Below are 22067 nucleotides of genomic sequence, written 5' to 3'. Positions count from 1 at the left end.
GTGGGCGGGGCGTCAGAACCCGTGCCGGGAGCCGCCGTCCACCGGGAGCATGACGCCGGTGAGGTAGGAAGCCGCCGGGGACAGCAGGAACGCCGCCGAGCGGCCGAACTCCTCCGGGGTGCCGTACCGCCGCAGCGGGATCCCCGCCTCGTTGCGGGTCCGGGCGAGGTCCGCGTCCCCGGACAGGGCGTCGAGCTCGCGGACCCGGTCGGTGTCGATGCGGGCGGGCAGCAGGCCGACCACCCTGATGCCGCGCGGGCCGAGCTCCACGGAGAGGGACTTCGCGAAGCCGGCCAGGCCGGGGCGCAGGCCGTTGGAGAGGGTGAGGCCCGGGATCGGTTCGTGGACGGAGCCCGACAGGACGAAGCCGATGACCCCGCCGTCGGAGAGCTCGGCGGCGGCCGCCCGGGCGAGGCGGACCGCGCCGAGGAAGACCGACTCGAAGGCGGCCGTCCACTGTTCGTCGGTGTTGTCGGCCGCCGAACCGGGCGCCGGGCCGCCGACGCTGATGAGGATGCCGTCGAGGCGGCCGAAGCGTTCCCGGGCGGTGGCCACGAGCCGGGCGGCGGCGCCGGGGTCGGAGTTGTCGGCGGCCACGCCGACCGCGTTCGGGCCCAGCGCCTTGGCGGCGGCCTCGGCGCGCGCCGCGTCCCGGCCGGTCAGCACCACCTTCGCGCCGTCGGCCGTCAGTTCGCGGGCGGATGCGTAGCCGAGGCCCCTGGTGGCGCCGGTGACTACGTAGACACGGTCCTTCAGTCCAAGATCCATGCCGACACGCTACGCGGTCGCCACCGGCTCCCGCTCGGAAGCGGCGGCCTCGGCGGCGGCGGCCGCCTCGCGGTCGCGCTTCTCGCGCCGGACGAGCACGATCCAGCCCACCGGCACCGCGAAGGTGAACAGCCACCACTGGATGGCGTACGCCATGTGCGGCCCGATCGAGTCGTGGTCGGGCTCGGCGACCACCTCGGGCCTGCCGTCGGCCGGGACGGGGGCGGTGAGTTCCAGGTAGCCGCCGAGGACGGGCTTGCCCAGGTACTGCGCCTGCTGCTTGCTGTTGATCAGCATCACCTGGCGGTCCGGCAGGCCCTTGCGGTCCTTGATGCCGCTGCCGCCGCTGGTCTCGTCGGCCTTCAGCCGCCCGGTGACCGTGACCTCGCCGGTGGGCGGGGCCGGCACCGGCGGGTAGGCGCGCGGGTCGTCGCCGCCCGCGACCCAGCCGCGGTTGACGAGCACGGCCCGGCCGTCGGCCAGGACCAGCGGGGTGAGGACGTGGAAGCCGACCTTGTCGTCGTTGTCGGTGCGCATGCGCACGACGACCTCGTGCGCGGAGTCGTACGTACCGGTGGCGGTCACGGCCCGCCAGTAGTCGGCGCGCGGGACCACGTGGCCGGGGGAGGTGACCTCGGTCATGGGGACCGGCTTCGCCCGCAGGTTCGCGTCGATCAGCTGGTTCTGCGCGACACGGTGCTCATGACGGTGGAACTGCCAGAACCCCAGCTTGATCATCGCGGGGATCACAGCGAGGCCGATGAGGGTGAGGCACACCCACTGCCGGGTCAGCACAAAGCGGTACACGCCCACGACGGTACCCCCAGCGGCGAGGACCCCGGCGGCCGGGTGGCCGTCCGGGGTCGCGGCGGAGGGAGAGGAGGGGAGGAAGAGGGGGAGGGGATGGTGGAGGGGGAGGAGCGGACGGGAGTCAGACGCGGTCGGTGATGCCCACCTTCCCCTCCGCGCGGGCGCAGTGCCCTCCGCAGAACCACTGTCCCTCGACCTCGACGCCCTGCCCGATGATCTGGACCCGGCAGTGCTCGCAGATGGGCGCCATGCGGTGAATGGCGCAGGAGAAGCAGTCGAAGACGTGCACAGCACCCTGTGCGTGGACTTCGAAGGACATGCCGTAATCGTTCCCGCAGACTTCGCAACGTGCCATGCGCGGCATGCTGCGCAGGGCGGACCGCCGGAACAAGATCCACCGGGGTGAGTCGCCGCGCGTGCACCCGGCCGGCCCAACGGGCGGTCCGACGGCCGACCGGCCGGGGCGACCCGAGGGGTGGCCCCCGGACCTCCCCGGCGTCAGTCCTGCGCCGGAGCCACGTCCCGCAGCAGCTGGGTGAAGGCCGCCTCGTCGACGACGGGGGTCCCGAAGGACTTCGCCTTCACCGTCTTGGACGTCGAGGACTCCGGGTCGTTCGTCACGAGCAGGCTCGTGAGCCGGGACAGGCTCGTCGCCACGTGCAGGCCGGCCTCCACGGCGCGGTCCTCCAGCAGCTCCCGGTCCACCGAGGTGTCACCGGAGAAGGCGATGCGCATGCCCTGCTTGAGCGGGGTGCCGTCCGTCCACCGCCCCGGGTTCGGGTACGGGCACGGCGGCCGCTTGCGCGAGGGCCGCCAGCTGGAGCCGGCCCCGTACGAGGCCTGGTACCCGACGCGCGGGGCGGCGGGGGTGTCCGACCACTCCGTCAGCGGCCGGCATTCCAGCAGCGGCAGCCGTACGTTGTCCCGCGCGGCCGCGTGCAGGGACGGGCGGAACGCCTCCGCGAGGACCCGGGCGTCGTCGAGCGCGTGGTGGGCGCGCTGCTGGACCACGCCGAAGTGCGCGGCGAGCGACTCCAGCTTGTGGTTGGGCAGCGGGAGGTTCAGTTCCTTCGACAGGGCGATGGTGCACAGCCGCTGACGCACCGGCGCGGTGGCCTCGGCCCGCGCGTACTCGCGGGCGATCATCTGCCAGTCGAAGATCGCGTTGTGCGCGACCAGCACCCGGTCCGCGAGCCGGCCCGCGAACTCCTCGGCGATGTCCTTGAAGAGCGGCGCGTCCTGGAGCATGTCGCTGGTCAGACCGTGGATCCACACGGGCCCGGGGTCCCGGAGCGGGTTGACCAGCGTGTACCAGTGGTCCTCGACGTTGCCCTGAGCGTCGAGCCGGTAGACGGCGGCGGAGATTATCCGGTCGTCGCGAGCGAGCCCGGTGGTCTCCACGTCGACGACCGCGTACCCCTGTGGGTACGCGGTCGGCCACATCGTCTCTGCGGTCGTACGGTCGGCGAGCATGGTCACAGAGGATATCGGCCCGCGCCGACACTCGAAGCCCTACGGCCTTTCGGCCCGGTTCAGCCCAGCTCCGTCACGAGGTCCCCGGCCGTCACCCGGGCGAAGGACCCGGGCACTTCGGCGGGTCCGGGGAAGAGCCGGTAGGCCGTCCCCGAACCGCCCACCGGCGCCACGCTCGCGCAGGTCAGCGCCAGGAACGCGCGCTTCCCGGAGGCCAGTTCGGCGGCCTCCGCGTCCGCGTCCGCAGGGGTCCGGCGCTCCTCGGGCGGCTCCAGGGCGCCGATCCGGGCGGCGAAGGACGCCGCGTCCTCGCCGGTCGCGGCCCGGTAGAGCCACACCTCGTCGGAGACCGAACTCTCAGCGGCCCGGCGGATCACCGCCACCTCCCGGGTACGGGCCGCGGCCCGCCACACGGTGAGGTCCCACAGGGTGGTGCGGGTGCCCGAGCCGAAGTGGGCGCAGACGTCCTCCGCGGCGGCGGCGAGCCGTTCGCCGCCAGAGGCGCCGACGCTCTGGAAGGAGCCCGAAGGGGGCAGGTGGACGTCCGCCCACAGGGCCCGCCGGGCGCTCAGGTCCACCACCATCGGCAGGTAGGCCTTGGACTCGCCCGCCAGGTCGAAGCGCTGGCGCACGGACTTCGGGTCGTACGAGGCATCGCGCGGCCCGCCCGCCGGCAGGGCCATGAAGCCGGCGAAGGCGTCCGGCAGCTCCTCGAACGGCACGTTGTTGAAGCTGAACACCAGCGGCACCGCGTACGCGTCCCCGTGCGCGGCCAGCTTCGCCAGATCCAGGTCCACGTACTCGGTGGCCCCGGCGGGGGCCGGAGCCGAGGTCAGGTCGCCGGAGTGCACGGCGGCGCCGGCGCCCTCGGGGCCGTGCCGGAGCCGCGTGTAGTCGCACTGTCCGGTGAACCGCCAGTCGGCGTCGAAGAAGGCGACGGACAGGTCGAGGTCGGTGCGTTGGCCCGCCGGCTCCGTCCAGTGCAGGAACAGCCGCATGACCTCGCCCGTGGGCAGGCTCTGGGTGCTGCCCCGCGGCACCGCGACCAGGGTCCTGGCCGCATCGTGCTCCGCGAAGGGGACGACCAGGTCCGCGAGCGAGGAATCGAGCACCGCGAGCTCGTACGGCTCCGCGCCGGGCCGGGCGAACCGGCGCAGCACCTCCGCCTCCAGCAGCCCCGCGACCTCCCGGACCAGCGGCTCCGGCAGCGGCGGCCGGTCCTCCGCCACCGACAGGGCGCGGGTGACCTCGCCGCGCGGGAAGAACACCCGGCGGGCACCGCGCCGGTCCTCGGCGCGCACGCGCAGCGCCCCGAAGGCGGAGAGCAGCGGGCCGGGGCCCACGGAGGGCAGTCCGCGCTCCAGCGCCCGCACGAGCTCCGGGACGGGGCGGTCGCCGGTGTGCAGGCGCAGCAGGTGGTCGAGGCGCCGGACGAGTTCGCCGGGACGCTGCCCGGCCAGCGCCGCGGCGGCTTCGGGGGCCCCGTCGGCGAGGGCCCGCTCCAGGCGTCCGCCCCAGGAGGCGGGCCGGATCAGGTCGTCCTCCACGCGCACGGCGTCCGGATGCGCGGCGGCGGTGTCCCGCAGGGCGGCGCCCAGGGCTCCGTCGAGCCGGGTCCCGCGCAGGACGGCGAAGGCCAGCGCGGCCCGCGGATGGCGGGCGTGCTGCTCGAAGGGGTGCAGGGTCTCGGCGGCCCGCTTCCACGCGGTGGGATGCCGCAGCAGGTCCTCGACGAGGTAGGGGACCGGCAACGCGTCGAGCAGGGCGAGGAGTTCGCGTCGCAGCGGCCGGCTGAGGGAGACGAACACCGGCAGCGGCAGCAGTCCGGGCTGGCCCCCGGACGCCACGGCGAGCAGCCGGAGCACGTCCGTGGCCGTGGTCAGCCACTCGGCGAGCAGGGGCCGTACGAACTCCCGTGCGCCGGGCTGGGTGAGCAGGGTCGCCAGCACCAGCGCCTTGGTCTCCCGCACGGGGATGTCGTCGGGGAGTTCCCCGCGCGCGGCCGGGGTCAGAGGCAGCAGCGTGACCAGATCCTCGCGGTCCTGCGGGGACAGGGGGGTCGCGCGGGCGAGCAGCGCCGCCACGACCGGGGTGGCGTCCGCGGCCAGGCCGGTACCGCGCCGCAGCAGCCGGAGCGGGCCCGGGAGGGCGGGCTTGGCCGCGCCGACGGCCCGTACGGGCCGCAGGAACGGATCGGCGGGATCGAGCCGCCGGTGGCACAGCGGGCAGCCGGCGTAGTCGGCGCCGTCCCAGCAGAGCCGGCACACGAGGTGGGCGCAGGGGGAGACGGGGAAGACGGTGCGCGGCTCGCCGCAGAGCACGCACGGGTGGTCGGCCTGCTGGAGGAGATGGGCGAAGACCCGGTCCACGTAGAGCCGTTCGGTATCGCGCGGGGCGACCACCGGTATCACCGGGAAGCGGCGGAAGAGCGGGGTGTGGGTCCGGTCGGCGCCGAGCAGGTCCTCGACCAGGGCGACGAGGCGGACGTGGGAGGCGGCCAGCTCCTCGGGGGTCAGCGCGGCCAGGGCGGCGTAGAGCTCCGGGTCCAGGGTGTGGCCGCGCCCGAGGAGTTCGGTTTCGAGCCTGCGCAGGGCGGGCCCGCCGCTTGCGCCGGCCCGGGCGGGCGGACCGTCGACGTAGCAGGTCTGAAGTCGGCGCAGCAGGACGGATTCTGCGGTTGCTATGGGTGTTCCCCTCCGTGAACGTGCAGAACGGGGGCGGGGAGTGGGCGCGCGGGGTCGTCGGAGGAAGGGTGAGAAGGATGCGCGCCGGGGAGCCGCCCCCGTGTCCACGGATCCCATCACGGGGCCGCTGCCGGGCGCAAAGGAATTACCCGCCCGGTGCCAGCAGCGCCCGTACCAGGGCCTTCAGGGTCAGTTGGAACAGCCGTTCCGGATCCACCGGCCGGGCCAGCGCGCGGGCCAGCGGGGGGTCGTGCGGGGCGTCGGCCGGTTCCCAGAGCTCGCTCTCGGCGGGGGACTGGGCGGGGGAGCGTTCGCGATTGCGCTCGACCAGGACGAAGCCGATGATCTGGAACTGGATCGCGCGCACCGCGTCCGCGGCCCGGGCCCCGCGCAGGCCTGCCGCGTGCACCTCGTGGACCAGGGCCTGCTGGGCGGGCAGGAACATCCGGTCGGTGAGGCCGCGTTCGTGGACCATCGCGATCAGGTGCGGGCGCGCGCGCAGTTCGCGGCGCAGGATCCGGGCGACCGAGAGGATGCGGTCGCCGGGGTTGCGGCCGACCGGCCGGATGGCGCCCACCTCTTCCACGGTCCGTTCCACGAGGGCGTCGAGCAAGGATTCGCGGTTGCCGACGTGCCAGTAGATGGAGGTCACCGCGGTGCCCAGCTCGGCGGCGAGCTTGCGCATGGTGAGGGCGGCCGGGCCGTGCTGTTTGACCAGGGACGCGGCGGCGTCCAGTACCTCCGCGCGGGTCAGCGTGGTTCTGGTCATCGTGTCCGTCCCAACTTTCTGTCGATCCGTCAGATCGGTTACGTGCACGGGTCTTTACCCTTCATCGGCAGCGGTGTAACTGTGTTACAGAACCAGCTGCGTCAGAACCGACTGCGTCAGAACCAACCGAGTCCTGGACGAAGGATGGTGCGATAGATGGCACGCGTACGGTACGGAGCGCGCACCGAGGCCGAGATCGCCGCCGCGCGCGAAAAGAGTTCCAAGCTCCCCGACATCTGGTCCACCGGAGTGGTGGCCGTCTGGGAGACCGACCCGGACGTGGTGGCGGCGGTCCTCCCGCCGCCCCTGAAGCCCACCGAGCGGCCCCTGGTGCGGGCCAACATCAGCAAGGTGGACCTGCCCGGCTACCCGCTCGGCGCCGGCTCGGTGGCGGTCGCCGCCCAGCACGACGGGGTCGAGGGCTGGTACCCGCTGGTCATGCCGATGAGCATGGAGCGCGCCCTGATCGGGGGCCGCGAGGTCTTCGGCGAGCCGAAGAAGCTCGGCGAGATCACCGTCGAGCGCGAGGGCCTGATGGTCCGGGCCTCCCTCGCCCGGCACGGGATCGCCTTCGTGGAGGTGCGCGGGGCGGTGGACCGCGAGCTGCCGCTGCCCGAGCCCACCGTGAAGACCGACTTCTACTTCAAGTTCCTTCCCGCGGTGGACGGTTCGGGCTTCGACGCCGATCCGGTGCTGGTGCACTGCACCCGCAACGAGAAGGTCCGCAAGCTGGAGCACGTCACCGGGGACGTGGTGCTCCGCGAGTCGATGTTCGATCCGATCGCCGACCTCCCCGTACGCCGCCTCGTCGAGCTCACCATCGGCGAGAAGACCACCGACCAGCGGGGCAGGGTCGTCGAGCGGGTCAGCGCCCAGGCCCTGCTGCCGTACATCCACCAGCGCTACGACGACCCGATGCAGATCCTCGACGGACCGCCCGAGGGGAGCGTCTGATGCGACTCGAACCGGGACAGGTGGCCGTGGTCACCGGAGCCGCCAGTGGCATCGGCCTCGCGATGGCCCGCCGCTTCGCCGCCGAGGGGCTGAAGGTGGTCCTCGCCGACGTGGAGGAGAGCGCCCTGCGCAAGGCCGCCGACGAACTCGCCGCCGACGGCGCCGAGGTGCTCGCCAGACTCGTCGACGTCAGCGACCGCGACTCCGTGATCGCGCTGGCCGACGCCGCGTACGAGACCTTCGGCGCCGTGCACGTGCTCTGCAACAACGCGGGCGTCGGCTCCGGCGCCGAGGGCCGCATGTGGGAGCACGAGCCCAACGACTGGAAATGGGCCTTCTCCGTCAATGTCTGGGGCGTCTTCCACGGCATCCAGGCCTTCGTCCCCCGCATGATCGCGGCCGGCGGCCCCGGCCACATCGTCAACACCTCCTCCGGCGACGGCGGCATCGCCCCGCTGCCCACCGCCTCGGTGTACGCGGTCACCAAGGCGGCCGTGGTCACCATGACCGAGTCGCTCTACGCCCACCTCAAGGCGGAGGGCGCGGCCATCGGCGCCTCCGTGCTCTTCCCCGGACCGCACATGCTGCGCACCGGGCTGTGGGAGTCGCACCGCAACCGGCCCGACCGGTACGCCAAGGAGCGCCCGCGCAAGTCCCCGTACCGCAGCCTCGACCAGTACGAGGCGGCCATGAAGCAGGCCGGCCACGAGGTGAACTTCACCCCGGTCGAGGACGTCGCCGACCACGTCGTGGACGGCATCCGCGCCGACCGCTTCTGGATGCTGCCCGACAGCGAGCACAGCGACCGGCAGATCCGCGCCCGGTCGCAGTCGATGCTCGACCGCGCCAACCCCGCCTACCTGGAAAGCTTCATCCTCGACTGAGGAGCCTCAATCGTGAGTGCGTACGAAGACCCGTACCTGATCATCTCCTCCGACTGCCACGCGGGACTGCCCACCGAGCAGTACCGCCCCTACCTGGACAGCGCCTTCCACCCGCAGTTCGACGAGTTCCTCGGCCAGCGCGACGCCCGCCGCGCCGAGGCCACCAAGCTCGGCGTGCGCAACGAGGCCTTCGCCGAGAAGTGGTTCCACGACCACGAGGAGGGCCTCAAGGGCGGCTGGGACGTCGGGCAGCGCCTGAAGGAACTCGACGGCGACGGCGTGGCCGCCGAAGTCGTCTTCCCCGACGCCGACGCCGTGGACAGCCAGACCGCGGCCCCCTTCGGAGTGGGCCTCGGCCTCTCCGGGGACCAGGACCCCGAGCTCGGCATGGCCGGGGCCCAGGCACACAACCGGTGGCTCGCCGAGTTCGTGTCCGAGAACCCCGAACGGCACTGCGGGGTGGCCCTGCTGCCCATCACCGGAGAACCGGACAAGGTCGTCGCCGAGATCCACCGCGCCAAGGCCTCCGGGCTGGGCGCCCTGATGATCCCGGCCATGTGGGTGGACAAGGCTCCGTACCACGACCGCCGTTACGACCCGGTGTGGGCCGCGGCCGCCGAGACGCAGATGCCGATCGTCACCCACTCGGGCTCCTCACCGCGCCACGAGTACGGGGACCACCTGGGCATCTTCGTCTCCGAGGTCACCTGGTGGCCGGCCCGCCCGCTGTGGTTCCTGCTCTGGTCCGGGGTCTTCGAGCGGCACCCGGGGCTGAAGTTCGGCGTCGCCGAGTCGGGCTGCTGGTGGCTGCCGAACCAGCTGTGGTTCATGGACCGGCTCTACCTCGGCGCGCACGGCGGCAAGAAGCTCTCCCCGTTCGAGGAGCTGAAGCGCCCGCCGAGCGAGTACCTGGACCGGCAGGTGTTCATCTGCGCGACGAACACCAAACGGCGCGAACTGGCCCAGCGCTACGAGATCGGCGTGGACAACATCCTGTGGGGCTCGGACTTCCCGCACCCCGAGGGGACCTGGCCGAACACCCGCAACTGGCTGAAGAACACCTTCCACGACATCCCGGTCGGGGAGACCCGGCGGATGCTGGGCCTGGCCGCGGCGGACGTCTTCGGCTTCGACACCGAGAAGCTGGCGCCGATCGCCCGCCGCATCGGCCCCACCCCGGCCGAACTCGGCCAGAGCGAGGACCAGGCGGCCGTCGAAGCCTCCTGGGCGCGCTCGCGCGACGTGGGCCGGCACTGGCTGACCGACAACGACTTCCCGGTGCTGGGGGTGAACCCGTGAGCGCCGAGAACCCGGCCACCGGGGAGGACCGCTACACGGTCATCTCCGCCGACTGCCACGCGGGCGCCGACCTCCTGGACTACAAGCCGTACCTGGAGAAGCGGTACCACGAGGAGTTCGACGCCTGGGCCGCCGGCTACGTGAACCCGTACGAGGACCTCCTCGCGGACACGGCCGACCGCAACTGGAACTCCCAGCGGCGCCTGACCGAGCTCGAAGCCGACGGGATCGTCGCGGAGGTGCTCTTCCCGAACACCATCCCGCCGTTCTTCCCCAAGGCCTCCCTGATGGCCCAGCCCCCGACGGCCGCCGAGTACGAGATGCGCTGGGCCGGGCTCCAGGCCCACAACCGGTGGCTGGCGGACTTCTGCGCGGACGCGCCGGGCCGCCGGGCGGGCGTGGTCCAGATCCTGCTCAACGACGTGGACGCGGCGGTCAAGGAGATCCGCCGCACCCGCACCGCGGGCCTGACCGGCGGCATCCTGCTGCCCGGCGTCCCGCCCGGCTCCACCGTTCCCGAGCTCTACTCGGAGGTCTACGACCCGATCTGGGCCGTCTGCGACGAGCTGGACGTGCCGGTCAACCACCACGGCGGCTCCGCCTCGCCGCCGCTGGGCGACGAACCGGCGGCCCGGGCCGTCTTCATGGTGGAGACCACCTGGTTCTCCCACCGGGCCCTGTGGCACCTCATCTTCGGCGGCGCCTTCCGCCGCAACCCCGGGCTGAAACTGGTCCTGACGGAGCAGGGCTCCGGCTGGATCCCGGGCGTGATCGAGATGCTGGACTACTACCACGGCCGCCTGGTCGCGGCCTCGGCCACCGCCGAGGCCAAGTTCGGGGCCGGGCTGGCGGAGTCCATGGGCAAGGGGCCGAGCCAGGTCTGGCGGGACAACTGCTTCGTGGGAGCAAGCTTCATGCGCCCCCACGAGGTCCCGCTGCGGGACCGGATCGGCCTCGACAAGATCATGTGGGGCAGCGACTACCCCCACGACGAGGGCACCACGCCCTACTCCCGGGAGGGCCTGCGCATCGCCTACGCGGGCCTGCCCCGCGAGGAGGTCGCCGCCATGGTCGGCGGCAACGCCGCCCGGGTGTACGGCTTCGACCTCGCCCTCCTCGACGCGGTCGCCGCCAAACACGGCCCCCTCGTCTCGGAGGTCGCACAACCCCTGACCGAGGTCCCGCCGGCCGCCACCAGCCCGGCCTTCGCCCGCGGGGGCTCGGTCCGGGTCTGGTAGCACCGCCGGGTGGCACCCGCGCCCGTCTGGTCGCACCCGCGCCCGTCTGGTCGCACCCGCGCCCCGCCGGTCGCACCCGCGCCCCGCCGGTCGCACCCGCGCCCCGCCGGAGCGGCTCAGTCCCTGCGGACGAGCCGCTCCGGCGGGATCAGCTCCGCCCCGGTGACGTGCGTGCCCCGGCGCAGCTCGATCACCAGGTCCGCCAAGGGGGCGAGCGGGGCCAGGTCCACGGTCCCCAGGCATTCGCTCAGCACCAGCCGGCGCAGCGCCGGGACCTCGCGCAGCGCCTCCAGCGACCCTTCCAGGGCGCACCGGATCAGCACGAGCCGGCGCAGGCGCTCGTACGGCAGGAGCGCTCCGGCCGATACGGGCGCGGCGTGCCGGATCTGCAGCGCGGTCAGCCCCCTGAGCGGCAGCGTGCGCACCAGCTGCCGGTACTGGGTGCTCCCGGCGACCGTCAGTTTCTCCACCCGCGGCCAGCGCTCGATCCCGTCGAGCGTCATCCGCCGCGCGCCCTGCCACAGGTGCAGCGCGGTCAGCGAGTCCGCGGCGGGCACGTCCCCGATCCGCCGCTCCTCCGGTTCGAAACCGATGATCAGGGAGCGCAGCCCGGCCGCCCCCGCCAGCGGGGCGAGCGAGAGGTCGTCGCGGAGGTAGCCGAAGGCGAGGCTGTCCGCCCGGAGTTCGCCCACCACCTCGATCCCGGTGACCTGCGGGCAGTCCAGGACGCCCAGGTGCCGCAGTGAGGACTGACCGGCCAGCGGGGACAGATCGGCCAGCCGCGGATTGCGGTGCAGGGTCAGCGACTCCAGGTCCGGCCGCCCCGCTATCTCCGGCGGGACCGGGCCGTCCCAGGTGACGTGCAGCCGGCGGACGTGCCGGAGCCGGTCCAGGGCCCGTAACTGCCCGGGCGTCCGCACGTGCAGGTGGGCCGTGGTCATGGGGGCGTCCGCGAGCACCGTGTCCGCGTACACGTCCACGGGGAACCGCCCCCAGGCGTCGGAGAGTTCGCGGGCGGGCTCGTAGCGGTCGTCCCTGCGGAAGCCCGCGATCACCTGGAGCGCCCGGTCGCCGCCGACGAGCGCCGCCGTACGGATCGTCGCGGCCGCCTCGGCCTCGACGAGCCCGGCCGGCTCCGGCAGCAGCTCCAGCACCAGTTCCCCCGCCTTGGCCAGTTCCTCGGCCTGGCCCGGGGAGCGCGGGGGCAGCAGGAGCGCCGTCCGGGCCGTCACCTCGCGCCTGACCTCCGGATCCAGCTCCGGCGCGTGTTCGAGGCAGGCCGCCGCGAGCAGTACGAGCCGGCTCCGATCCGGCTCCGACCGGTCGGCCCGTGCCAGCAACTGGCGCAACAGATAGGCGCGTTCGTCGGGCCGGGCGTGCCCCACGGCCATCCGGACCACGTTGTCCCAGGTGTACTCGTGCGCATTGCGGACCAGGACGCCGAAGTCCCGTGCCTCCACGGCCGCCTTGGCGCCGAGGTAGTCCTGGAAGGTCTGGTGGACGAACAGGACCGATCCCGGTACCGGCTCGCGGAGCAGCCCGCTGCGGATCAGCAGGTGACGGAACACGGTCTGCGCGTCGCCCTGCGCCTTGACCTGGGGCATGGAGTCGAGCGATTCGGCGATCATCCCGATCGCCTCCTCGGCGGAGGCCTCCACCTGCCCGTTGCGGATCAGCCAGTACGCCAGCCGCTGGAGCAGCAGGGTCTGCTCGTCCCGGCTGAGGTAGACGCCCTCGACCCCGGAGATGTCCCGCTCGCTGTCGCGGCGGATCAGCAGCATGTCCAGAGCGGTGTCGTAGAGCTCCTTGCGGGCCCGGGGCAGATGCATCCGGCGGTCGCGGTTCAGCGCGCACAGCAGGGCGCACATCAGCGGGTTCGTCGCCAGCCTGCCCAGGTCCCGGCGCGATCCCACGGCCTCCAGCAGTGCCTTCTCGTACCGGTCGAGCAGGTCCCGCTCGGGCCCCGCGCCCTCGCCGTCCGCCTCCGCCCGGGCGGATGCGTGCCAGTGCGTGATGAAGGCGCCCACGTCGTCCCGGTCCATCGGCAGCAGGGCGAGGGAGGTGAAACCGTGGGCGGTCAGCCAGTCCTCGGGCACGGCCGAGTGGCGGGTGGTGACCACGAAGCGGGCCGCCGGGTACGCGGTGAGCAGGTCCCGCAGCCAGGACTCGGTCCTGTCGCGCAGCCGCGGGGAGACCTCGTCCACTCCGTCGATCAGCACCAGCGCCCGCCCGGAGGCGAGGAGCCCGGTGACCCAGCCCTCCGGCGGCGGCAGCGGCACACCGGTGGCACCGAGCCAGTCCTGCGGCCGGGGCAGTCCGGCGGGGGAGTTGAACGAGCGCAGCGGCAGGACGAAGGGCACCAGGCCGTTCCAGTCGCGCAGCTGGGGCCCGAAGCTGCTCCGGGCGGCATTGAGGGCCAGCCATTTCACGAGGGTGCTCTTCCCCGAGCCGGCCGGGCCGCGCAGCAGCACCCGCTCGGTGGCGTCGAGCGCCACCTCGGCCTTCACCGAGCTCTGCAGGCCGGGTTCTTCGAGGAACTCCCCGCCGCTGACCGCGAGGCTGATGTAGGCCAGGTCCAGCGACCAGTCCTGGCGGGCCTGGCTGAGCGTCAGCCCGTACAGCTGGACCCGCCCCTGGGCCCCGGCGACGTACCGGGCGTACTGCTCCTCGAAGGCCGCGGCGGGGTCCTGCTCCTGCTCCGCCGGCCGGCCGCCGAGGCACAGCACGAACAGCTTCCGGTAGGCGGCCTCCGCGGCGGGGGACAGTTCCGCGGGCGACGGGGGCACGGGGACGGCGGCGGGGCCGAAGGCGGCCACGAGGAGGGCCCCGGCCTGCCTCGCGCTGAGCGCCGCGAACGCCCGGCCGACGGCGGCCACCGCCTCGGAGCGGGCGGGTTCGCCCAGCCCCGCGCTCCCCTCCGACAACAGGGCGACCAGCCGCTGTGCGCGGCGCAGCCGTTCGGAGCCGTCCTCCCGCGGCGGCCTGAGCCTGGGTCCCCCGGGGGGCCGCGCCCTGACCAGGGCCCGCGCCACCGCGTCCGCCGCCGCCGGGGCGACCTCCTCGAATCCCGCTTCCTGCCCCATCCCCACGCCTTCCCCCAGTCCCGGAGACCCTCATCCGGAAGCATCTCGTGAACCGTCGGTAACACCGATGGATACCGATCGGTAACAACCTCTAGCCGAGCCCCCGAACCCGCCTCTATGGTGCGGACATGCCGAACCTGCCCGATGTCGTGCTGTGGTCCATACCCGCCTTCGTCCTGCTCACCGTCATAGAGCTCGTGAGCTACCGCATCCATCCCGACGAGGACTCCGCCGGGTACGAGACCAAGGACGCCGTCACCAGCCTCGGCATGGGGATCGGCAGCCTCGGCTTCGACTTCCTCTGGAAGATCCCGATCGTCGCGATCTACACCGCCGTCTACGAGCTCACCCCGCTGCGCGTCCCCGTCCTGTGGTGGACCGTTCCGCTGATGCTGCTCGCCCAGGACTTCCTCTACTACTGGCAGCACCGCGGCCACCACGTCATCCGGATCCTGTGGGCCTGCCACGTCGTCCACCACAGCAGCCGCAAGTTCAACCTCACCACCGCCCTGCGCCAGCCCTGGACCAGCGCCACCTCCTGGCCGTTCTACCTCCCGATGATCGCGCTGGGCGTGCACCCGGCCGCCATCGCCTTCTGCTACTCGGTCAACCTCGTCTACCAGTTCTGGATCCACACCGAGCGCATCGACAAGCTGCCCCGGCCGATCGAGTTCGTCTTCAACTCGCCCTCCCACCACCGCGTCCACCACGCCTCCCAGGGCGGCTACCTGGACCGGAACTTCGGCGGCATCCTCATCGTCTGGGACCGGATGTTCGGCTCCTGGGTGGGTGAGACCGACAAGCCCGTCTTCGGCCTCACCAAGAACATCGGCACCTACAACCCGCTGCGCGTCGCCACCCACGAATACGCCTCCATCGCCCGCGACGTACGCGGGGCCGCCACCTGGCGCGAGCGCGCCGGACGCGTGTTCCGCGGCCCGGGCTGGCAGCCCGCGCAGCCGCCTCAGGCGGCGCAGGCCGAGGCGCCCGCTTCCGCCGCCGCCGCTTCCGCCGCCGCCCCCGCCCCCGCTTCCGTCCCCGCCCCGGAGCACGCCGCGTGAGCGCCACCGGGTCCGCCCCCGATCGCACGCAGTCCCGTACGCCCTCCTGGGCACGCCCCGTCCTCCCGCCGGGCTCCGGCCCCGCCACCAGGGCGCTGCTCGTCGCCTTCGCCGTCGCCACCGCCCTGGACCTCGGATCCCTGCTGGCGGGCTGGCACACCGGGCACCTGATCGCCAAGCCGCTGCTGATGCCGCTGCTCGTCGCCTACGTCATCACCCGCCGCGCCCCCCGCCTGCTGATCGCGGCCCTGCTGTTCGGCTGGGGCGGGGACCTGGCCCTGCTCTTCGACGCCGATCCCGCCTTCCTGATCGGCATGGGCTCCTTCGCCGCCGGGCACGTCTGCTACCTCGTGTTGTTCGGCCGCCGCCGCACGGGCCCCGTGCTCGGGGCCGCGTACGCCGGCGCGCTGCTGTCCACCGTCACGCTGCTCTGGGGCGACCTGCCCGCGGAGCTGCGGATCCCGGTCGCCGGGTACAGCCTGCTGCTCACCGCCATGGCCTACCGCTCCAGCGCCCTGGGACGGCGGGCCGGGCTCGGCGGGGCGCTGTTCCTGCTCTCCGACACGCTCATCGCCACCGGGGTCGCCGAGTGGCCCCAGCCGCCCCGCCCCGACTTCTGGGTCATGGCCACGTACGTGGCGGCCCAGTACCTGCTGGCCACGGGAGCACTCGCGCCGGAGCGGGCGTACGGTAGGGAAGCCCTACAGGGCTCAACCATTTCCTAACCGGAGGACTGCACCACCATGCGCGCCACCGTCATCCACGCCCCGCACGACATCCGCGTGGAGGAGGTGCCCGACGCTGCCATCCAGCGCCCCGAGGACGCCGTCGTCCGCGTCCTGCGCGCCTGCATCTGCGGCAGCGACCTGTGGGCCTACCGCGGCGAGGCCAAGCGCCAGCCGGGCCAGCGGATCGGCCACGAGTTCCTCGGCGTCGTCGAGGAGACCGGCTCCGCCGTCTCGGACCTGCGCGCCGGAGACCTCGTCGTCGCCCCCTTCATGTGGTCCGACGGCACCTGCGCCTACTGCACCGAGGGCCTCTACACCTCCTGCGAGCACGGCGGCTTCTGGGGCTCGGTCGGCCACGACGGCGGCCAGGGCGAGGCCGTCCGGGTCCCGCACGCCGACGGCACGCTGGTGAAGCTGCCCGCCGACGCCGCCTCCGACGACCACCTGCTCACCGCACTGCTCGCGCTGTCCGACGTCATGGGCACCGGCCACCACGCCGCGCTCGGCGCCGGGGTCCGCAAGGGCTCCACGGTCGCCGTCGTCGGCGACGGGGCCGTCGGCCTGTGCGGGGTCCTCGCGGCCAAGCGCCTGGGCGCCGACCGGATCATCGCGCTGGGCCGGCACGCCGTCCGTACGGACATCGCGAAGCTCTTCGGGGCCACCGACGTGGTCGCCGAGCGCGGCGAGGCCGCCGAGGCGGCCGTGCGCGAGCTCACCGGAGGCCAGGGCGCGCACTCGGTCATCGAGGCGGTCGGCACCGAGCAGTCCATGCGCACCGCCGTGAACATCGCCCGCGACGGCGGGGCCATCGGCTACGTCGGCGTCCCGCACGGCAGCGGCACCGGCCTGGACCTCGGCGTCATGTTCGACCGCAACCTCACCCTGCGCGGCGGCGTCGCACCGGTCCGCGCGTACATCCCCGAGCTGCTCGCGGACGTGCTCAGCGGTGCGATCGACCCGTCGCCGGTCTTCGACCGGGCCGTCAGCCTGGACGAGGTCCCGGACGGCTACCGGGCGATGGACGACCGCAGCGCGCTGAAGGTCATGATCAAGCCCTGACCGCAGGGCGGTAGGAAGCCGGTAACGCGAGGAAGGGCCGGGCGGGATGTTCCCCGCCCGGCCCTTCCCCGTATCAGCCGGTTACTTCACGGCCTTCAGCGCGTCGACCACGCCGAAGCCGTCGTAGCTGTTCTGGCCCCACTTGCTGTTGCAGGTGGTGGCGTCGACCAGCACGCCCGCCGCGTCGTAGACCTTCTCGGGGCAGGCCGTCTTCGTGGCCTGGGCCTTGAGGAGCAGCTGGAGCTGCGCCGGGTTCGCCCACGGGTGCGCGCTCTTGAGCAGCGCCGCGACACCGGCGACGTGCGGGCCGGCCATCGAGGTGCCCTGCTTGTAGCCGTAGCCGCCGCCGGGGAGGGTGGACAGCACGCGGCCGTTGGCGTCCGGGGTGGCGGGGATCTGCCACTTGTCGCCGCCGGGGGCCGCCACGTCCACGACGCCCAGGCCGTAGCTGGAGTAGTAGGACTTGAAGCCCTGGTTGCCGGTCGCGCTCACCGTCACCACGCCGGGGAGCTGCGTGGGCAGGTCCAGGCAGACGTGCGGGTCGATGGTGCGGGTGACCGGGGTCTCCACGTCGTCCGGGCTGGTGTCGTCCACGATGGCGTTGGACGCCAGGTCGTGGTTGGAGTTGCCGGCCGAGGCCACGCTGAGCACGCCCTTGCGCTCGGAGTACTTCGTCGCCCGGCCGAGGGCCTCCACCAGCGCCTTCTGGTCGTCGTCCGTCTTGCAGTTGTAGAGCCAGGGGTCGGTGTAGTAGCTGTTGTTGGTCACCTCGATCCCCTTCTCGGCGGCGAACATGAAGGCGCAGACGACGGCCTCGGTGAAGAAGAGGCTGGTCGCGGGCTCGCTCACCTTGATCGCGGCGACCTGGACGCCGGGCGCCACACCGCTGATGCCTATGCCGTTGCGTGCGGCCGCGATGGTGCCCGCCACGTGGGTGCCGTGGTCGCTGCCGTCCGCGTACGGACGCCAGGCGCCCTCGGTGGTGTCGGCGACGCCGCCCACGCAGTTGGCGGACTGGCCCTTGGAGAAGTTCGGGGCCAGATCGGGGTGGGTGTCGTCCACGCCCGTGTCGATGACGCCCACCGTGACCTTGCGGCTGCCATCGTTGATCTTGTGAGCCTGATCGGCCTTGATAGCCCGCAGGTCCCACTGGTTCGCTTCCAGGGGCTCCTGCCCCGGCTCCGCCTGCGCCGCCGCCTTCGCGGCGTCGGAGTCGCTCAGCCGCTGCGTCGTGCCTTCCTCGGTGGTCTGCACGACCGAGAGCGGGGCCGTACGGGTGGCGCCCACCGAGACGAACAGGCTGCGCTGACCGCGGAGCTGCTTGGCGAACTCCGGGTTCTGGGAGTGGGCTACGACCACACCGATCTGCTCATATGCGATCACCACGGTGCCGCCGGCCCGCTCGATCGCCTTCTTCGCCTGCTTCACGCTTCCGTACGAGGTCAAGTTGGCCACGTAGGACAGCTTGGGGCCGGAGGTGTCGGGCTTGGCCGTGGCCGCCGAGTCCGCCGTCACGCCGACCGGGGCGGCGGAGGCCGCGACCGTGGGCAGGAAGGCGAGCGAGGCGGTGAGCGCCAGGCCGACCGGAACGGCGAGAGCGCGCCGCCGGTTACCGGTTCCCAGATGAGCCATGGGTTCTCCACATCATCGTGAAAAAGCCGTGCGGGCGCGGTCGCGCCCGACGGGTTCATGTCACGTGAACCTAGTGCCGCCGTTCGACTCCGCGCCATCAGTTCGAGGAATCAGTTCGAGGAATCAGTTCCCAAAGAAACAAACAGGTGTTGAACCGCCCCGACGCGCCGGACGTGCCGTTGACAGGGGGATCGGCACCACCGTCCCCCCACGGAGGTTGTTTTGTCCGCCGTCCCCGCAGTCCCCGCCGTTCCCACCGCCCCCGCGTCACAAGGAGAGTCCCCCGTGACCACCGAAGCAGCGCCGCCTCCGAGCAGTCCGGGAGCGCCGCCGGCGACCCCGGCGGCCGAAGAGTTCGTGCGCGTCCAGCAGAGCCCGGAGTTCGCCGAACTGCGCCGCGCCCAGCGCTCCTTCGCCTTCCCGCTCACCGTGGCGTTCATCGCCTGGTACCTGCTCTACGTCCTGCTCTCCAACTACGCGGGCGGCTTCATGGGGACGAAGCTCTTCGGCAACATCAACGTCGCGCTCGTCCTGGGCCTCGGACAGTTCGCGACGACCTTCCTCATCGCCTGGCTGTACTCGCGCCACGCGGCGACCCGGCTCGACCCCAAGGCCTCGGCCATCAAGGCAAGGATGGAGGCGGGCGAATGAGCGCCCCGCTGTACGTGGCCCTGGCCGGGGCGGCCACGGCGGGCACGACCACCGCCGCCGGCGCCTCCGAGCACCGCCCCCTGATCATCAGTCTGTTCGGCGCGTTCGTCGTCGCCACCCTGGCCATCACCATCTGGGCCGGACGCCAGACCAAGGACGCCGCCGACTTCTACGCCGGCGGCCGCCAGTTCACCGGATTCCAGAACGGCCTGGCCATCTCCGGCGACTACATGTCCGCCGCGTCCTTCCTCGGCATCGCCGGAGCCATCGCCCTCTTCGGCTACGACGGCTTCCTCTACTCCATCGGCTTCCTCGTCGCCTGGCTGGTGGCCCTGCTCCTGGTCGCCGAACCGCTGCGCAACTCCGGCCGCTACACGATGGGCGACGTGCTCGCGTACCGGATGCGCCAGCGCCCCGTGCGCACCGCCGCCGGCACCTCCACCATCGTGGTCTCGATCTTCTACCTGCTCGCCCAGATGGCCGGCGCCGGCGTGCTCGTCTCGCTGCTCCTCGGCATCACCAGCGACTTCGGCAAGGTCGTGATCGTCTCGCTGGTCGGCGTCCTGATGATCCTCTACGTCACCATCGGCGGGATGAAGGGCACCACCTGGGTGCAGATGATCAAGGCCGTGCTGCTGATCGCGGGCACGCTGCTGATCACCTTCCTGGTGCTGCTCAAGTTCCACTTCAACATCTCGGACCTGCTGGGCCAGGCCGCCGACAACAGCGGCCAGGGGACGAAGTTCCTGGAGCCGGGCCTGAAGTACGGCAAGGACTCCCTCTCGAAGCTGGACTTCCTCTCGCTGGGCCTCGCCCTGGTCCTGGGCACCGCGGGCCTCCCGCACATCCTGATCCGCTTCTACACGGTCCCCACGGCCAAGGCCGCCCGGAAGTCCGTGAACTGGGCCATCGGCATCATCGGCGCCTTCTACCTGATGACGATCGTCCTCGGCTTCGGCGCCGCGGCCCTGCTCAAGCGGGCCGACATCATCGCCTCCAACAAGGCCGGCACCACCGCGGCCCCGCTGCTCGCCCAGGAGATCGGCGGCGGCGCCGGCTCCACCGGCGGCGCGGTGCTGCTCGCCGTGATCTCCGCGGTGGCCTTCGCCACGATCCTCGCGGTCGTCGCGGGCCTGACGCTGGCCTCCTCCTCGTCCTTCGCCCACGACATCTACGTGAACGTGATCCGCAAGGGCAAGGCGAGCGAGAAGGAAGAGGTACGGGCGGCCCGCTGGTCGACCGTGGTCATCGGAGCCGTGGCCATCGGCCTCGGCGCCCTGGCCCGCGACCTGAACGTGGCCGGGCTCGTCGCCCTGGCCTTCGCGGTCGCCGCCTCGGCGAACCTGCCGACGATCCTCTACAGCCTCTTCTGGAAGCGCTTCACCACCCAGGGCGCCCTGTGGTCCATCTATGGAGGCCTGGTCTCCTCGGTCGTCCTGGTGCTGTTCTCGCCGGTCGTCTCCGGCAAGCCCACCTCGATGTTCAAGGGCGCCGACTTCTACTGGTTCCCCCTGGAGAACCCCGGCATCATCTCCATCCCGCTGGGCTTCCTGCTGGGGTGGCTGGGAACCGTCCTCTCCAAGGAGAAGGCCGACCCGCAGAAGTTCGCCGAGCTCGAAGTCCGCTCGCTCACCGGAACCGGCGCGCACTGACCCCCTGCGCCTCGGCGCCAACACCTAAACGGATCCTCCGAGCACCGAGCGTGGCCGTGTCGTATTTCCCTACGACACGGCCACGCCTCGTCTCGTTCATTCGGGCACCCCTATACGTCACAGGTGTCGCGTAGGCTCGTTGATAGCGCTCGTACTCTCATCCATCGCGACGCAAACCTCTACAAACCGGACAGGGGAGGGGGCTTACAGTGCTTCTCGACACCTACGGCCGCGTAGCCACTGACCTGCGCGTCTCACTCACCGACCGGTGCAATCTGCGCTGTACGTACTGCATGCCCGAGGAGGGCCTGCAGTGGCTCGGCAAATCGGATCTGCTCAGCGACGACGAGATCGTCCGGCTGATCCGCATCGCGGTCACCGAGCTCGGGATCAAGGAAGTCCGCTTCACCGGCGGCGAACCGCTGCTCCGCCCCGGCCTCGTCGGGATCGTCGAGCAGTGCGCGGCCCTGGAGCCGCGCCCCAAGATGTCGCTGACCACCAACGGCATCGGCCTCAAGCGCACCGCACAGGCCCTCAAGGCCGCCGGCCTGGACCGGGTGAACGTTTCCCTGGACACCCTGCGGCCCGAGGTCTTCAAGACCCTGACCCGGCGCGACCGCCACAAGGACGTCATCGAGGGCATGGCCGCCGCCCGCGAAGCCGGCCTCACCCCCGTCAAGGTCAACGCGGTCCTGATGCCCGGACTCAACGACGACGAGGCCCCCGACCTGCTGGCCTGGGCCGTGGAGAACGAGTACGAGCTCCGCTTCATCGAGCAGATGCCGCTCGATGCCCAGCACGGCTGGAAGCGCGACGGCATGATCACCGCCGGTGACATCCTGGAATCCCTGCGCACCCGCTTCACCCTCACCGAAGAGGGCTCCGAGGAGCGCGGCTCCGCCCCCGCCGAGCGCTGGGTCGTCGACGGCGGCCCGGCCACCGTCGGCGTCATCGCCTCGGTCACCCGCCCCTTCTGCGGAGCCTGCGACCGTACGCGCCTCACGGCCGACGGCCAGATCCGCACCTGCCTCTTCGCCACCGAGGAGTCCGACCTGCGCGCCGCCCTGCGCTCGGGCGCCCCGGACGAGGAGATCGCCCGCCTGTGGAAGGTGGCGATGTGGGGCAAGAAGGCCGGATCCGGCCTCGACGACCCGACCTTCCTGCAGCCCGACCGCCCGATGTCGGCGATCGGCGGCTGAGCTCCGCCGCCGGCAACGGCTCGGAGCGACCCCGAGGGCTCGCAGCGGCTACGGCCCCGCCGGGCCCCCCGGGGCGGGCCCCCCCGCGCGGGGGGGGAGGCCCCGGGGGGAGACCCCGCCCCC

General features: G+C 72.4%; 18 protein-coding genes. 10 read left to right on the top strand and 8 right to left on the bottom strand.

Going from position 1 to position 22067, the window contains the following annotated elements:
• Window positions 1-12 precede the first annotated feature (12 nt).
• The 6 genes from ACFWNV_RS08585 to ACFWNV_RS08560 form a co-directional block, all read right to left on the bottom strand.
• Entirely contained in the window at window positions 13-768 is a 756-nt protein-coding gene (locus tag ACFWNV_RS08585) for an SDR family oxidoreductase (protein ID WP_383942549.1), read from the bottom strand.
• 9 nt (window positions 769-777) lie between these two features.
• Window positions 778-1575: an SURF1 family protein gene (locus tag ACFWNV_RS08580; protein ID WP_383942546.1), complete on the bottom strand. Its 798-nt coding sequence runs from the start codon at window positions 1573-1575 to the stop codon at window positions 778-780.
• Between the two features lie 124 nt (window positions 1576-1699).
• Window positions 1700-1933 carry a hypothetical protein gene (locus tag ACFWNV_RS08575; protein WP_112453882.1) on the bottom strand — a complete coding sequence of 78 codons (234 nt, stop codon included), beginning with the start codon at window positions 1931-1933 and terminating at the stop codon, window positions 1700-1702.
• A gap of 143 nt (window positions 1934-2076) precedes the next feature.
• Window positions 2077-3051, bottom strand: coding sequence for a DEDDh family exonuclease (locus tag ACFWNV_RS08570; RefSeq protein ID WP_383942543.1), 975 nt, complete (start codon window positions 3049-3051; stop codon window positions 2077-2079).
• 59 nt (window positions 3052-3110) lie between these two features.
• The gene (locus tag ACFWNV_RS08565; protein WP_383942732.1) at window positions 3111-5735 is read right to left on the bottom strand and encodes an MXAN_6230/SCO0854 family RING domain-containing protein; all 2625 of its coding nucleotides are present in this window, start codon (window positions 5733-5735) and stop codon (window positions 3111-3113) included.
• 145 nt (window positions 5736-5880) lie between these two features.
• Window positions 5881-6504, bottom strand: coding sequence for a TetR/AcrR family transcriptional regulator (locus ACFWNV_RS08560; RefSeq protein WP_383942540.1), 624 nt, complete (start codon window positions 6502-6504; stop codon window positions 5881-5883).
• A gap of 156 nt (window positions 6505-6660) precedes the next feature.
• Between ACFWNV_RS08560 and ACFWNV_RS08555 the strand changes: the two genes are divergently transcribed.
• Genes ACFWNV_RS08555 through ACFWNV_RS08540 form a run of 4 tightly spaced genes read left to right on the top strand, consistent with a single transcriptional unit; the run spans window position 6661 to window position 10879 of the window.
• Window positions 6661-7458, top strand: coding sequence for an acetoacetate decarboxylase family protein (locus tag ACFWNV_RS08555; protein WP_383942538.1), 798 nt, complete (start codon window positions 6661-6663; stop codon window positions 7456-7458).
• A complete protein-coding gene (locus tag ACFWNV_RS08550; protein WP_383942535.1) occupies window positions 7458-8342 on the top strand; it encodes an SDR family NAD(P)-dependent oxidoreductase in 885 nt (294 codons plus the stop codon). The genes ACFWNV_RS08555 and ACFWNV_RS08550 overlap by 1 nt, the downstream gene beginning before the upstream one ends.
• Window positions 8343-8354: 12 nt before the next feature.
• Entirely contained in the window at window positions 8355-9641 is a 1287-nt protein-coding gene (locus ACFWNV_RS08545) for an amidohydrolase family protein (RefSeq protein WP_383942532.1), read from the top strand.
• Window positions 9638-10879 (top strand): amidohydrolase family protein, encoded by a 1242-nt coding sequence (locus tag ACFWNV_RS08540; protein ID WP_383942529.1) that lies wholly within the window; start codon window positions 9638-9640, stop codon window positions 10877-10879. Before ACFWNV_RS08545 ends, ACFWNV_RS08540 begins: the two co-directional genes overlap by 4 nt.
• 116 nt (window positions 10880-10995) lie before the next feature.
• Here ACFWNV_RS08540 and ACFWNV_RS08535 read toward each other — a convergent pair whose 3' ends face one another.
• Entirely contained in the window at window positions 10996-13962 is a 2967-nt protein-coding gene (locus ACFWNV_RS08535) for an NACHT domain-containing protein (protein WP_383942527.1), read from the bottom strand.
• Window positions 13963-14090: 128 nt separating this feature from the next.
• Here ACFWNV_RS08535 and ACFWNV_RS08530 point away from each other — a divergent pair, with 128 nt between their 5' ends.
• The 3 genes from ACFWNV_RS08530 to ACFWNV_RS08520 are packed head-to-tail and all read left to right on the top strand — an operon-like array spanning window position 14091 to window position 16810.
• A complete protein-coding gene (locus tag ACFWNV_RS08530) occupies window positions 14091-15023 on the top strand; it encodes a sterol desaturase family protein (protein ID WP_383942525.1) in 933 nt (310 codons plus the stop codon).
• Complete coding sequence (locus tag ACFWNV_RS08525) at window positions 15020-15748, top strand: lysoplasmalogenase (protein ID WP_383942522.1); 729 nt, start codon at window positions 15020-15022, stop codon at window positions 15746-15748. Before ACFWNV_RS08530 ends, ACFWNV_RS08525 begins: the two co-directional genes overlap by 4 nt.
• A gap of 18 nt (window positions 15749-15766) precedes the next feature.
• Window positions 15767-16810, top strand: coding sequence for a zinc-dependent alcohol dehydrogenase family protein (locus ACFWNV_RS08520; RefSeq protein WP_383942519.1), 1044 nt, complete (start codon window positions 15767-15769; stop codon window positions 16808-16810).
• Window positions 16811-16891: 81 nt separating this feature from the next.
• Here ACFWNV_RS08520 and ACFWNV_RS08515 read toward each other — a convergent pair whose 3' ends face one another.
• Window positions 16892-18442, bottom strand: coding sequence for a S8 family serine peptidase (locus ACFWNV_RS08515; RefSeq protein WP_383942516.1), 1551 nt, complete (start codon window positions 18440-18442; stop codon window positions 16892-16894).
• A 285-nt stretch (window positions 18443-18727) separates the two neighbouring features.
• Between ACFWNV_RS08515 and ACFWNV_RS08510 the strand changes: the two genes are divergently transcribed.
• The 3 genes from ACFWNV_RS08510 (at window position 18728) to moaA (ending at window position 21944) form a co-directional block, all read left to right on the top strand.
• On the top strand, window positions 18728-19093 hold the full coding sequence (locus ACFWNV_RS08510) for a DUF485 domain-containing protein (RefSeq protein ID WP_383942513.1): 366 nt from the start codon (window positions 18728-18730) through the stop codon (window positions 19091-19093).
• Complete coding sequence (locus ACFWNV_RS08505) at window positions 19090-20745, top strand: cation acetate symporter (protein ID WP_383942510.1); 1656 nt, start codon at window positions 19090-19092, stop codon at window positions 20743-20745. Before ACFWNV_RS08510 ends, ACFWNV_RS08505 begins: the two co-directional genes overlap by 4 nt.
• Before the next feature lie 209 nt (window positions 20746-20954).
• Window positions 20955-21944: a GTP 3',8-cyclase MoaA gene (moaA, locus tag ACFWNV_RS08500; RefSeq protein WP_383942507.1), complete on the top strand. Its 990-nt coding sequence runs from the start codon at window positions 20955-20957 to the stop codon at window positions 21942-21944.
• Window positions 21945-22067: the final 123 nt, after the last annotated feature.

The sequence above is a fragment of the Streptomyces sp. NPDC058401 genome (assembly GCF_042722885.1).
Lineage (GTDB): Bacteria > Actinomycetota > Actinomycetes > Streptomycetales > Streptomycetaceae > Streptomyces.
The sequence above is the reverse complement of the archived record's forward strand: the minus strand, read 5'-3'. Positions and strand labels throughout refer to the sequence as shown.